General features: G+C 62.6%; 15 protein-coding genes and 1 tRNA gene. 15 read left to right on the top strand and 1 reads right to left on the bottom strand.

Translation table 11 applies throughout. The annotated features are described in order from the left end of the window. The first annotated feature begins 181 nt into the window (after positions 1–181). The 5 genes from bamA (at position 182) to LUA85_RS11520 (ending at position 5,032) form a co-directional block, all read left to right on the top strand. Positions 182–2,794: an outer membrane protein assembly factor BamA gene (gene bamA, locus LUA85_RS11540; protein ID WP_231469858.1), complete on the top strand. Its 2,613-nt coding sequence runs from the start codon at positions 182–184 to the stop codon at positions 2,792–2,794. After that, entirely contained in the window at positions 2,794–3,471 is a 678-nt protein-coding gene (locus LUA85_RS11535; protein ID WP_231469856.1) for an OmpH family outer membrane protein, read from the top strand. Before bamA ends, LUA85_RS11535 begins: the two co-directional genes overlap by 1 nt. Positions 3,472–3,494: 23 nt before the next feature. Beyond that, positions 3,495–3,968: a 3-hydroxyacyl-ACP dehydratase FabZ gene (fabZ, locus tag LUA85_RS11530; protein WP_231469853.1), complete on the top strand. Its 474-nt coding sequence runs from the start codon at positions 3,495–3,497 to the stop codon at positions 3,966–3,968. 103 nt (positions 3,969–4,071) lie between these two features. Further along, complete coding sequence (gene rpmE, locus LUA85_RS11525; protein ID WP_039337458.1) at positions 4,072–4,296, top strand: 50S ribosomal protein L31; 225 nt, start codon at positions 4,072–4,074, stop codon at positions 4,294–4,296. Positions 4,297–4,591: 295 nt separating this feature from the next. Then, positions 4,592–5,032 (top strand): MarR family winged helix-turn-helix transcriptional regulator, encoded by a 441-nt coding sequence (locus LUA85_RS11520; protein ID WP_231469851.1) that lies wholly within the window; start codon positions 4,592–4,594, stop codon positions 5,030–5,032. On the opposite strand, the gene LUA85_RS11515 is transcribed toward LUA85_RS11520, so the two are convergent. Then, on the bottom strand, positions 5,033–5,668 hold the full coding sequence (locus LUA85_RS11515; protein ID WP_231469850.1) for a 2OG-Fe(II) oxygenase: 636 nt from the start codon (positions 5,666–5,668) through the stop codon (positions 5,033–5,035). Between the two features lie 86 nt (positions 5,669–5,754). On the opposite strand from LUA85_RS11515, the gene LUA85_RS11510 reads away from it, so the two are divergent. The 10 genes from LUA85_RS11510 to LUA85_RS11465 all read left to right on the top strand — a co-directional run bounded on the left by LUA85_RS11510 (position 5,755) and on the right by LUA85_RS11465 (position 12,402). After that, the gene (locus tag LUA85_RS11510; RefSeq protein WP_231469848.1) at positions 5,755–6,228 is read left to right on the top strand and encodes a GspH/FimT family pseudopilin; all 474 of its coding nucleotides are present in this window, start codon (positions 5,755–5,757) and stop codon (positions 6,226–6,228) included. After that, positions 6,218–6,601, top strand: coding sequence for a type II secretion system minor pseudopilin GspI (gspI, locus tag LUA85_RS11505; protein ID WP_231469846.1), 384 nt, complete (start codon positions 6,218–6,220; stop codon positions 6,599–6,601). Before LUA85_RS11510 ends, gspI begins: the two co-directional genes overlap by 11 nt. Then, positions 6,598–7,194 carry a type II secretion system minor pseudopilin GspJ gene (gene gspJ, locus LUA85_RS11500; RefSeq protein WP_231469844.1) on the top strand — a complete coding sequence of 199 codons (597 nt, stop codon included), beginning with the start codon at positions 6,598–6,600 and terminating at the stop codon, positions 7,192–7,194. The genes gspI and gspJ overlap by 4 nt, the downstream gene beginning before the upstream one ends. Further along, entirely contained in the window at positions 7,191–8,180 is a 990-nt protein-coding gene (gspK, locus tag LUA85_RS11495) for a type II secretion system minor pseudopilin GspK (protein WP_231469842.1), read from the top strand. The genes gspJ and gspK overlap by 4 nt, the downstream gene beginning before the upstream one ends. Positions 8,181–8,295: 115 nt before the next feature. Then, positions 8,296–8,372, top strand: a tRNA-His gene (locus tag LUA85_RS11490). Positions 8,373–8,516: 144 nt separating this feature from the next. Beyond that, complete coding sequence (ccmC, locus tag LUA85_RS11485; protein WP_231469840.1) at positions 8,517–9,245, top strand: heme ABC transporter permease CcmC; 729 nt, start codon at positions 8,517–8,519, stop codon at positions 9,243–9,245. A 21-nt stretch (positions 9,246–9,266) separates the two neighbouring features. Further along, complete coding sequence (locus LUA85_RS11480; protein ID WP_231469838.1) at positions 9,267–9,422, top strand: hypothetical protein; 156 nt, start codon at positions 9,267–9,269, stop codon at positions 9,420–9,422. After that, positions 9,419–9,886 (top strand): cytochrome c maturation protein CcmE, encoded by a 468-nt coding sequence (ccmE, locus tag LUA85_RS11475; RefSeq protein ID WP_231469837.1) that lies wholly within the window; start codon positions 9,419–9,421, stop codon positions 9,884–9,886. Before LUA85_RS11480 ends, ccmE begins: the two co-directional genes overlap by 4 nt. 12 nt (positions 9,887–9,898) lie before the next feature. Then, the gene (locus LUA85_RS11470) at positions 9,899–11,854 is read left to right on the top strand and encodes a heme lyase CcmF/NrfE family subunit (RefSeq protein ID WP_231469835.1); all 1,956 of its coding nucleotides are present in this window, start codon (positions 9,899–9,901) and stop codon (positions 11,852–11,854) included. After that, positions 11,851–12,402: a DsbE family thiol:disulfide interchange protein gene (locus tag LUA85_RS11465; RefSeq protein WP_231469833.1), complete on the top strand. Its 552-nt coding sequence runs from the start codon at positions 11,851–11,853 to the stop codon at positions 12,400–12,402. The genes LUA85_RS11470 and LUA85_RS11465 overlap by 4 nt, the downstream gene beginning before the upstream one ends. Positions 12,403–12,439: the final 37 nt, after the last annotated feature.

The following is a 12,439-nucleotide window of genomic DNA, read 5'->3' as shown; positions in this document are numbered from 1 at the left end:
CACGCGTTCCTGAAGGTCCGGGGGTCGGGCCAGATCGGGAATGCCGGATTTTCCACAGAAGTGGGGGCGAATGTTTGCTTGATTGGCCTTGTGGCATCGGGCACAGGGCTGCATTGCTTGCCGCGGCCGGGCACTCCTCGCGGGCGTCCAGCCGCCACAACATACGGGATGGCGCTTGGTGATGATTGGACGTAACGCGGGTATCGCAGGATTTCGGAGCGCCAAGGCATCTCCGCTCTGCGTGGCCCTGCTGGCCACGAGCGCAATTGTGGCGGCGCCGCAAGCTGTCTTTGCGCAGGCTGCAACGCCTGATGTACCGGCTTCCGCACCCGTTCCTGTCGGCGACACGATCCGTACGGTATCGATCGAAGGCTCGCAACGCCTCGAACCCGATACGATCCTGTCCTACATCCGCCTGCGCCCCGGCCAGACCTATACCCAGGCCTTGGGCGATCAGGCCCTGAAGGACCTTTACGCCACTGAACTGTTCGCGGACGTATCGCTGCGCAACAACAGCGGCGATGTGGTGATCCAGGTGAAGGAAAACCCGGTCATCAACCGCATCATCCTTGAAGGCAACAAGCGCCTCAAGGAAGACAAGATCCTGCCTGAGATCAAGCTGGCCGCGCGCCAGATCTTCACCCGTTCGAAGGTGCGCGCCGACGTTGCCCGCATCATCGAACTGTACAAGCGGCAGGGACGGTTCGCCGCCACGGTTGAGCCGAAGATGGTCCTGCTTGACCAGAACCGCGTCGATATCGTTTTCGAGATCAGCGAGGGGCCGAAGTCCAAGGTTCGCCAGATCAACATCATCGGCAACGAAAAGTTCGGCGATGGCAAACTGCGCGGCGAGATGGTGACCAAGCAGGCGCGCTTCTTCCGCCTGTTCTCTTCCGGCACCAGCTACGATCCCGACCGTCTTGCGTTCGACCAGCAGAAGCTGCGCCAGTTCTACCTGACCGAAGGCTACGCCGATTTCCGTGTAGTCTCGGCCGTGGCGGAATTGACCCCGGACAAGCGCGATTTCATCATCACTTACGTGGTGGAAGAAGGCGATCGCTACAAGTTTGGCGATGTGAAGATCGACAGCCAGTTGCGCGATTTCGATGGCGACAAGCTGGCCGCCCGCCTGCCGATCAAGCAGGGCGACTGGTACAATGCCAAGATGGTCGAGGATCAGGTCGATGGCCTGACCGAAACCGCAGGCGCCTTTGGCTATGCCTTTGCCGACGTCCGCCCTGATTTTGCGCGCAACAAGGAAGACCTGACGATGTCGGTCACCTTCCGCATCGCCGAAGCGCCGCGCGTCTATGTCGAGCGGGTCGATGTCAATGGCAATACGCTGACGCAGGACAAGGTGGTGCGGCGCGAGTTCCGTCTGGCGGAAGGCGATGCCTTCAACACCTTCCAGATCAAGCGTTCGACCAACCGCATAAAATCGCTCGGTTATTTCCAGGAAAAGTTCGAGATCGAGCAGAAGCCGGGTAGCGCACCCGACCGCATCATTCTCGAAGCCAATGTCGAGGAAAAGCCGACTGGCGAACTCCAGCTTTCCGCCGGATTCTCCAGCCTTGAAAGCTTCATCTTCCAGGGATCGATCCGCCAGAACAATTTCCGCGGTCGCGGCCAGACGGTAGGCCTGTCGGTCGATTATTCGCGTTTCTCGCGCTCGGTCCAGGTCAGCTTCACCGAACCTTACCTGTTCGACAAGAACATCTCGACCGGGATCGACATCTATCGCCGCGATTACAACAGCTTCAATCAGTTCAATTCGGATCGCAACACCACGTACAAGCAGGCGACGACCGGCTTCCAGGTGCGCGCAGGCGTTCCGCTGTCCGAATTCATGTCGCTTATCGGTCGCTACACGTTCAATCTCGATGACGTCACGCTCGACCGGGACACGTTCTATGTGAATGACGAATGCAGTGTGCTGCTGGCAGGGCGCTATCTTTGCGACGCCATCGGAAAGCGCACCAGTTCAATTCTTGGCGCGTCGATTGTCTATGACACGCTCGACAACCGCCTGCGTCCGACGCGTGGCAACCAGGTGTCCGTCAGCGCCGATTTTGCCGGACTTGGCGGATCGGTGAAGTACGCGCGCCTTACTGCGAACGCTGCGAAATACTGGGCGGTTGGCGGCGGGTTCATCTTCTCGGTGCGCGGTGAAGGCGGCATCATCAAGGCGCTCGGCAGCCGTTCGGACGATCCGGCGATTGACGATATCCGCCTGACCGACCGCTTTTTCCTGGGCGAACCGCAAATCCGCGGCTTCGACATTCGCGGCGTCGGCCCGCGTGTGCTGCGCAAGTTCCTCGTCACCGACTCCAACGGGGACGGCATTCTCGATACGCCTTCGACCGATCGCAATCAGTGGGTCGATGATGCCATCGGCGGCAAGTATTATTACCTGACCCGCGCCGAGCTGGAAATTCCGCTGGGTTCGGGCGCGCGCGAACTCGGTCTGCGTCCTTCGATCTATGTGGATGCAGGCGCCGTGTTCGGCGTGGCCAATCCCTTGCCCAACAACCCGAACAACGTCGTCTATTATACCGACGCTGTTACCGGCAGGATTACCGACAGCCCGACATCCTCGACCGGCGTTGCCAATCAGGCCACGCGCTATATCGAGGAATACGTCGGCGATACGCCTTCGCCGCGTGTTTCCGTCGGCATCGGCGTCAACTGGAACTCGCCGTTCGGCCCATTCCGCCTAGACTTTGCCAAGGTCCTGAAAAAGGCCAATGGCGACGACCCCAAGACTTTCACCTTCAACGTGGGAACACAGTTCTGATGAAGACTCGTTTTGCTGCCGCGCTTCTCGCGAGCATCGCTGTTGCTGCCATTGCGCCGACTGCCGCCACCGCGCAGTCGGTCGTTTCCGGCATTGCCATTGCCAATCCTCCGGCCGTCGTTGCCGCTTCGGAAGCCTACAAGGTTTCGCAGCAGCAGCGCCCGGTCACCTACAAGCCGCAGATAGATCAGGCGAATGCGCGCAAGACCCAGATCGAAGCGCAGCTGCGCCCGCTGATCACCAAGCTTGAAGCCGATTCGAAGGTTGCGTCTCCCAACCGCGCTTCGCTGCAACAGCAGTATGAACAGATCCAGCAGATCCAGCAGGCTGGGGAAGCCGAGATCCAGAAAATCCTCGAACCGCTGAATCTTTCGCAGCAATATGTGCTCGAACAGATCGGGGACAAGCTCGACGCCGCCACCCAGGCCGCGATGGACAAGAAGAAGATTACCGTCGTTCTTGATTCACAGGCGGTGATCAAGGCGGGCCAGGCCTACAATCTCAACCAGGACATTCTGGCTGAGCTGAACAAGATGATCCCGTCCGCACAACTCGTTCCGCCCGCAGGCTGGCTCCCACGCGCGCAGCGTGAACAGCAGGCGCAGGCTGCTGCTGCCCAGCAGCAGGGTGCCGCAGCCGCAGCACCCGCCGCCAAGAAAGCGCCGGAAGGCCGCTAAGGCAAATCTGGAGAGGCGGGGAAATGACCGACGAGACAGCCGTGCCTGATGGCGTGATCCTCGATTATGATGTGCGCAAGGTGATGGCGGCGCTGCCGCATCGCTATCCCCTGCTGCTGGTCGATCGCGTGGCATCGCTGACGCTGAATGAGCGCATCCACGCGGTGAAAGCCGTGTCGATGAACGAACAGTTCTTCCAGGGCCATTTCCCCGGTCGTCCGATCATGCCCGGCGTTCTCCAGATCGAGGCGCTGGCGCAGGCCGCCGGTGTCCTCGCGGTGGAATCGCTTGGCCTCGCAGGCTCTGGCAAGCTGGTCTATTTCATGGCGATAGAAGAGGCCAAGTTCCGCAATCCCGTGGAACCGGGCGTCCTGCTCGATCTGCATGTCGAATTCACGCAGAAGCGTTCGCGCGTGTGCAAGTTTGCCGGCAAGGCCATGATCGGCGACAAGGTGACCTGCGAAGTCAGCTTCACCGCGATGATTGCTGACGCCTGATCGGTATCGCAGACGCTGGACAATAGCGCCGCATTCGGTTAGGCGCGCGCCCTTACAGATTCTTGTGGCCGGTCGGAACCGGCTGCGTACCGGAGTTAGACCCATGAAGACTGGCATTCACCCCGACTACCACATGATCAAGGTGCAGATGACCGACGGCACCGTTTTCGAGACCCGCTCTACTTGGGGCAAGGAAGGCGATACGCTCGCGCTCGAAATCGACCCGACTTCGCACCCGGCATGGACCGGCGGTACGCGCCAGCTCGATCAGGGTGGCCGCGTTGCCCAGTTCAACAAGCGCTTCGGCGGCCTTTCGCTCAAGCGCTGAGCGCTGGCGGAAAGTTCAGGACAGGGAAGGGCGGCTTCGGTCGCCCTTTTCTTTTGGCGATTGTGCCCTTTGCAAACACATGCATTGGCTTTGTCATTGCGAGCCACGCGAAGCGGGGAGAAGCAATCCAGAGCGGTGGGCACCGACTCAGGGTTGCTTCGTCGGCTCCGCCTCCTCGCAATGACGAAGCGATGTTCGTAAACGACGTAAGCGCCTTACCTTTGCCCCGCGTACTTGTGCAGATCGGTGCGGCGGGGGCATTGCTATCGGCGATAGCTGTCCTAAAGATCATGACATGACCCTGACGAATGCCCTCGAAAGCCGCCTTGGCTATCAGTTGCGCCGTGCTTCGGCGGTGATGATGGCCGATCTAGCGCGCGAACTGGCCGATCTTGAACTGCGTCCGGCCGAAGTCACCACCCTGCTGGTCATCGGCGAAAACCCGGATTGTTCGCAGACCGAAGTGGGGCAGGCGCTGGCGATCAAGCGCGCCAACATGGTGCCGATCATCTCCCGCCTGATGGAGTGCGGCCTGGTCGAACGCCGCCGCCTTGACGGTCGCAGCCACGCATTGACGCTGACCGAACAGGGCCGCAAGGTGGCCGGTGACGCACAAGTCCGCGTTGATCGGCACGAGGCGCGTTTTACGGAATTGCTCGGCGCGACCGATGTCGCCGCATTGTTCCGCTGTCTGCCGATGATCCGAACGGCGCGGGACAGTGATGACGGAGCCTGATCAGGCCCAGATTTTCTCGCGATACCATTTGGTGACGACGTATTTCAGGCCCTTGCGCACTTTCATGGCGTGGTGAAGTGTCGCCGGGTTGACGCTGCCATCGGGGCGCCGATTGTTCCAGCAGACCAGTTTTCCGCGCTCAGGCTGAATCAACTTGTCGATGACCTTGAACCGTGTGGCCCCGCCCGCCTCGACATCGTTGAGATAGATCATGAAGGTCCAGGTCCGCTGCCCCGCCACGCTGCAAAACTGCGCAAAATCGGTGCCTTGCGGATCGAAATAGTCGGTGTGCGCCTTGAACTCCTGCCCCGGCGCATAACGCTGACCCTGAATCGGCTCGCCGAATGACCGATCGATTCCCGATAACGCGGAGAGTTTTTCATCCAGCGCGACCACGTCCGGCTCCTGCATCGGGAGATCGCAGGTCTCGCTGGTGCGGAAGTAGTGATCGCCGTTCGAATCGGCGATGGTCGATGGGCGCCGATCCTGCTCGATCCGGGCCACCAGTGCGGCGCTCTCGGCGGCGGAAAGGAAGTCCCGCAAAACAAACATTTCGATGCGCTGGCTCGGCACTTTCATTATTCCGGGCACTGTGTGCAGGCGTTCGGCGCAGGATCGGGTGGCAGCTTCGCTCATCGCTTCTGTCTTTACAGCGAGCGCCTTGCGGTCTGCAACTTGAACCCGCTGGCATCTTGGTCGTAAAACCGTCACGTTCCTGCCGCATGCGAGATTTCGTGCCACTCACCACTGCCCACCGCGCCAAACATCGCAACGGCTTCTCGCTGGTCGAGATGCTGGTGGTGCTGATGGTCATGGGCCTGCTCGCTGGCGTCGCCGTGCTGACCCTGCCGGGCGACGAGCGCAAGTTGCGCGGCGAAGCCGAGCGTTTTTCCGCGCGTACGCTTGCTGCCCGCGATGAAGCCATTGTCGGCGCGCGGCCGGTATCGCTGGTGGTGAGCGATCAGGGCTATTACTTCGAGCGGCGCAGCGAAGGCCAGTGGAAGGCATTGCCGGGGCGTGGCTTCGATCTGACGCCGTGGGATGATTCCACTACGGTCACCGCCGGGCGCCAGCGCGTCGTTTTCGATTCGCTTGGCCTTGCCAGCAGCGAGGTAGCGGTGCGGCTTGGGCGAGGCGATCAGGTGCTGGTCGTGCATATCCGCCGAGATGGCAAGGTCACGCTCGATGCGGGATGATCCGGCCCGCCCGAACGGTTTCACGCTGCTCGAACTGCTCGTTGCGCTGGCGGTCTTTGCCATTGCCGCGCTCGCCCTGTTGCAGATGGAAGGCGCGAGTATTTCCCGCACCGCCGATCTCGATCAACGCCTGCTTAGAGAGATTGTAGCGCAGAACATGGCCGCTGAAATCCTCACCGATCCCGCGCCGCCGCCGGTCGGATCGGCCAGTGGAACCATTGAGAACGCGGGACGACGGTTCCAGTGGACACGCACGGTCGCACCCTTGGCAGATTATGGCGTACTCGGCATCACCCTCAGCGTACAGGAGACGACAACGGGAGCGGCCAGCCAGGCCTTTACGCTCGATTTCACCCGGTTGCCCGCCGCATGAGCGACACGCCGGCCCGCAACGGTTTCACACTGGTCGAGATGCTGATCGCGCTCGCCCTGTTTGCGGTGATCGCGGTTGGCGCGCTCGGTTTGCTGCGCTTTTCGGTCGATGCAGAACTCGCCAGCCGCAACAAGACGGATAGCATAGCGGCGCAGCGGCGGTTCCTTTCGGTATGGACCGCCGACCTTGCGCAAGCCGTGCCGCGCCCGGCGCGCGATCAAGGCGGGCAGGTGCATCCGGCGTTCGAAGCCAATGTCGATGGCGTACTGATCCGGCTGACCCGCAGCGGGTGGGACAATGTCGATGGCGCGGCGCGGCCCAGCCTTCAGAAAGTGGAATATCGGCTGACGCCTGCGGCACTGGTTCGTGCAGGCTATCCTTTTCCCGATGGAGCCGCGCCTGAAGGCGGCGCCGAAATGCTGCCTTTGACGGGCGCGCCCACCGTCCGATTCCGCAACAAGGATGGCAATTGGCGCGATCGTTGGGAGCCACAACTGACAACTGAGTTGCCGGTGGCGGTCGAATTGCTGCTGCCCCAGGCGGGACGCCCGCCTTTGCGGATCGTCTCGCTGGTCGGTGTCAATTACCAGTGAAGCGCATTGATAATCCTGATGAACGCGGCGCTGCGCTGCTCTCGGTGCTGCTGCTGGTTGCGGTGATGGCGGTGATTGCCACGATCATGCTTGACCGGCTCAATCTGGCCACGCGGCTGGCAGGAAACGGGCAGGCGATGACACAGGCGCGGCTTTACGCCACCAGCGCCGAAACGCTGGCGATGGCGCGGATAAAGGCGATGGTCGATGTCTCGCAGGAACGCACCGTGGATCGGGGCGGCTTGCTGGGGCGCGAATTTCCTTTGCCGCTGGCGCGCGGGACGATTCTGGCACGGGTCGATGACGCCGGAAATTGTTTCAATCTCAATTCTCTGGTCGAGGCCGATGCCCAGGGCGTATTGAAGCTGCGTGTCGTCGGCCTCACCCAGTTGCGCGCTTTGATGGCGGGCCTTGCCATGCCGCCTGCCGAGAGCGCGATTGCCAGCGATGCGATTGCAGACTGGATCGACAGCGACGGCGTGCCCGCGCCCAACGGGGCCGAGGACGAGACCTACCAGGGGAGCGCGGTGCCTTATCGCACGGCGGGGCGCCTGATCGGAGATGTCAGCGAAATCAGGGCTGTGCGGGGCATGACGCCACAGTTCTACGAGCGTCTGCGGCCTTGGCTCTGCGCGCTGCCCGCCGCCCAGCTTTCGCCGATCAACGTCAACACGCTGCGCCCCGATCAAGCCCTGCTGCTGTCGATGCTGGCCCCGTCCGCAATCCCTGTTGAGCGGGCGCGATCCATTCTGGCGGCGCGTCCGGCCCTTGGCTGGGCGAATGCCGAAGATGCCTTGCGCGGCGTTGGCGGGGGGGGCGATGGGGTGCTGCCTCAGGGGCAGTTGCAGGTGCGCAGCCGCTGGTTCCTGCTTACCCAGAGGGTCACCGTCGATTCGGCGGTGGTCGAGGAACAGGCACTGATCGATGTGGGTGACAATCCGCCGCGGGTGGCATTCCGCAGCTGGGGTGACCGTTTCAGTCGCTGACGATGCGTTGGGTTCGCCTGCAATTTGTGGACGCGCGCAAGATTCCGCTTCCCTTTCGCGCGCCTTTCTGCAAATGGGCCAGCCCGCGCGGCGTTGATGTCGCGCCGGATGTGTGGCGACCGTAGCTCAGCTGGTTAGAGCGCCGGTTTGTGGTACCGGAGGTCGGGGGTTCGAACCCCCTCGGTCGCCCCATTCTCCCTTCGACGTATAGGCTTTCGGCCGTGCCTTTTCGGGGGGGCGCAGAGCATTGCCCTTGCTCCTTCAGGCGGCAGGTGGCAGAGCGCTCGGAACCGGCGGCGGGGGTCGCCGGGAGAAGGATTCGATTGCCCCGCGCCGATGCATGCTTTCGCCAATCCCGCACGTTTCCTGCGTCTTGCGCGCTGGCTGATGCCACTTCTGCTGGTTTCGGGCCTGTTGCTGGCGACGGGTGCAGTGCTTTACGGCATGATCGTGGTTCCGCCGGACCGCCTGATGGGCGAGACTGTCCGCATCCTTTACATTCATGTTCCCGCCGCATGGCTGGGAATGGCCGGTTGGTCGACGATAGCGGTGGCCAGCCTTGTCGAACTGGTCTGGCGGCATCCGCTGGCGGCCATCGCCGCGCGGGCGGCTGCGGTTCCAGGTGCTACCTTTACCGCAATCTGCCTTGCCACCGGGTCAATCTGGGCGCGGCCCACTTGGGGTACGTGGTGGGTGTGGGACGGGCGGCTGACCAGCTTCCTGATCCTGCTGTTCCTCTATCTGGGCTATATCGCGCTTTCGGGCGCGGCGCAGCGCGACATGGCCTCTGGCGGTGGCGGCAATCGCATCACCGCGATCTTCGGCCTTGTCGGCGCGATCAACATTCCGATCATCAACCGTTCGGTGGTGTGGTGGAACAGCCTGCACCAGCCGCCATCGATCACCATGGGCAAATCGGCGATCGATGGTACTTTCCTGTGGCCGCTGCTGATTGCGGCTTTGGGTTTCAGCCTGATTTTCGGCGGGGTGGTTCTGGCGCGGATGCGGACCTTGCTGGCCGAGATTCAGGCCGAGGCGCGCTTGCGCCGCAAGGCGCTCGCTTAAAGATGGTGGCATAAGGTTCAGATGCGCGAAGGTCTTGAGCAGTGGGATTTTGTGCTGGCGGCGCTGGCGGTCGGTGTGATCGGTACGCTGCTGCTGGTCGGCCTGTCGCTGGCAGCGATGATCCGTGCCGAACGGCGGCGTGACAATATCCGCGGCAACGGAGGCAGGAGCCAGTGAGCGATAGCAAGCCCGGAGGCATCAAGCCCAAGCACCAGCGACTGGTGCTGCTGGTCATCGCGCTGGTGGCGCTGGTCGGCGCGGGGCTGCTGGCAGCCTATGCCCTGTCCAATCAGGCGAGCTATTTCTACGTGCCCAACGATCTTGTGAAGGACCCGCCGGAACAGGGCCGCGCCATCCGTCTGGGCGGCATGGTCGAAAATGGCTCGCTCAAGACGCGGGCCGATGGCGTGACCATCGATTTCGTGGTGGGCGATGGCAAGGCGCGGGTGCCGGTGCGGTTCACCGGGATCACGCCGGACCTGTTCGTCGAAGGATCGGGTGTCGTCGCCGAAGGGCGCATGGAAGGACAGACGTTCGTCGCCGACAACCTGCTGGCCAAGCATGACGAGAATTATGTGCCGCGCCAGATGGGCAACATGACCGACGCGCAAGCCAAAGCCGTGGTGGCCCAAACCAAATGACGGGTGACCGGAATGATCGCTGAAATCGGGCTGGCCGTATTGTGGATGGCCGCGGCGCTGGCCGTACTGCAGCTTGTTGCCGGGATCAGTGCGCTGCGCCCCGGCGGGGCCGCAATGGGCGGGATGGTCCGCCCGCTCGCTGTGATGCAGGGCGTGCTGGTCGCCGTCTCGTTCCTGGCGCTGATCGACCTGTTCCTTGAAACCGACCTGACCGTGAAACTGGTCGCTGAAAACAGCCACTCGATGAAGCCGGTGATCTTCAAGCTGGCGGGCACATGGGGCAACCATGAAGGCTCGATGCTGCTGTGGATCACGATCATGGCCGTTTCAGGCGGGATCGTGGCGCTGGTGGAAAAGCGCCTGCGCGAAGATACGCTGATCGCAACGCTGGCGGGCCAAGCCTTTGTCAGTCTTGGATTCTATGCGTTTCTGTTACTGTCCTCCAATCCGTTCGAGCGCCTGTCCGAACCTGCGCCTGAAGGGGCGGGTCTCAATCCGCTGCTTCAGGACATCGGCCTCGCGTTCCATCCACCGACGCTGTATGTCGGCTATGTCGGCCTGTCGGTGGCGTTCAGCTTTGCCATTGGCGCGCTGGTCACGCGCGATGTCGGGCCGGCCTTTGCCCGCGCCATGCGCCCATGGGTGCTGGGCGCGTGGATTTTCCTGACGATCGGCATCACCGCCGGTTCTTATTGGGCGTACTACACGCTGGGCTGGGGCGGCTGGTGGTTCTGGGACCCGGTCGAGAACGCCTCGCTGATGCCGTGGCTTGCGGCAACCGCGCTGCTCCATTCCGCTTCGGTTCTCGCCAGCCGCAATGCCTTGCGCGCGTGGACGGTGATGCTGGGCGTGATCGCCTTCTCGATGTCGATGATCGGCACGTTCCTGGTGCGATCGGGCATTCTCACCTCGGTCCATGCCTTCGCGGTCGATCCAGAGCGCGGATCGTTCATCCTTGCGTTGCTGGCGATCTATATCGGCGGCGCGCTGGCGCTGTTCGGCATTCGTGCCTCGACCGTGACCGAGGGTGAGCGCTTCAGCCTGTTCAGCCGCGAGGCGAGCCTTGTGTTCAACAATGTGATGCTGTGCGGTACGCTGGCAATCGTGCTGCTGGGTACGCTTTATCCGCTGATGACCGAGGCGTTCGGCGCCAAGGTTTCCGTCGGGCCGCCATACTTCAATCCGGTATCTGCGATTTTCGTCATCCCGATGATGCTGGTGATGGGTGTTGGGCCGCTGCTGCGCTGGCGCAAGGACAAGCCGGGGCGGATCACCGCGACCGTGGCCGTGCCCGCGCTGCTGACCGCGGTGGTCCTGCTGGCCGTGGTCGTGCTTGCGCCGGGCATCCGCATATTGCCGTTGCTGGGTATTGCCGTGGGTGCCGGGCTTGCCCTGGCGAGCCTGCTGCCCTTGCGCGGGCGCAACCTGCGCCGCACTCCGCTTTCGGTCTATGGCATGGTCGTGGCCCATTTCGGGATTGGTGTTGCGCTGCTGGGTGCGGCAAGCGAAAGCGCGTTTTCGACCGAGCGGCTGGCCGCGATGAATATCGGCGATACGCAGCAGGTCGGCCCGATCACGGTCAAGCTGTTGAATATCGCGCCGGTGGCCGGGCCGAACTGGACTGCATTGGATGCCACCGTGACGGCATCGTACAAGGACGGCACCCCGGTCACACTGCATCCGCAGGCGCGCACGTTCTCGTCCCCGCCGGGTGAGCGCACTGAATCCGCACTACACACGCGCTGGAATGGCCAGCTTTATGCCGTGCTGGGCGATGAGGGTGAGGACGGGCGCTGGCAGATGCGATTCTGGTGGAAGCCGTTCGTGCCGCTGCTGTGGCTGGGGGGATTGCTGGTCGCGTTCGGCGGCTTGCTGTCGCTGGTCGGCCGGGTCGCGCATGATGTGCGGCGGCTGCGCGCCGAGGGCAAGATCGCCTGGCGCAAGGCGCGGCTGGAGCAGGTGAAATGACCGAGCCGAAGCCGAAGCGCTCGTCTCTGGCGATCTGGCTGCCGCTGGCGCTGTTTGGCGCGTTTTTCGTGCTGGTGATCTGGGGGCTGGTGCGCCCGGCGGATCGGGAAGTGGCGAGCGCATTTATCGGAAAGCCCCTGCCGCAATTCACGCTTGCCCCCGCCACCGAGGGCAGGCCGGGCCTTTCGACGGCGGATTTCCAGACGGGCAAGCCCAAGCTGCTCAACGTGTTCGCAAGCTGGTGCGTACCCTGTGCTGTCGAAGCGCCGCAATTGGATGCGCTGGCAAAGCAGGGGGTCGAGATCGATGGCGTCGCCATTCGTGATCGCAGTGACGACGTTGCGCGGTTTCTCGCCACGAACGGCAATCCCTTTACGCGCATCGGCAAGGACGACGTTTCCGAAGTGCAGCTTGGCATCGGATCGTCGGGCGTGCCTGAGACTTTCGTGATCGATGGCAAGGGTGTGATCCGTTACCAGCACATCGGCGAAATCCGGGCTGAGGACATGGAACTGATCCTGCGCAAGTTGCAGGAGGCGGGGCAGTGATCGGCGCATTCCATCGGCTGGGCAGAGCGTTGTTATT

This window comes from Novosphingobium sp. CECT 9465 (assembly GCF_920987055.1).
Taxonomy (GTDB): domain Bacteria; phylum Pseudomonadota; class Alphaproteobacteria; order Sphingomonadales; family Sphingomonadaceae; genus Novosphingobium.
Note: the sequence above shows the minus strand (reverse complement) of the source record. Positions and strands in the feature narration are given on the sequence as shown.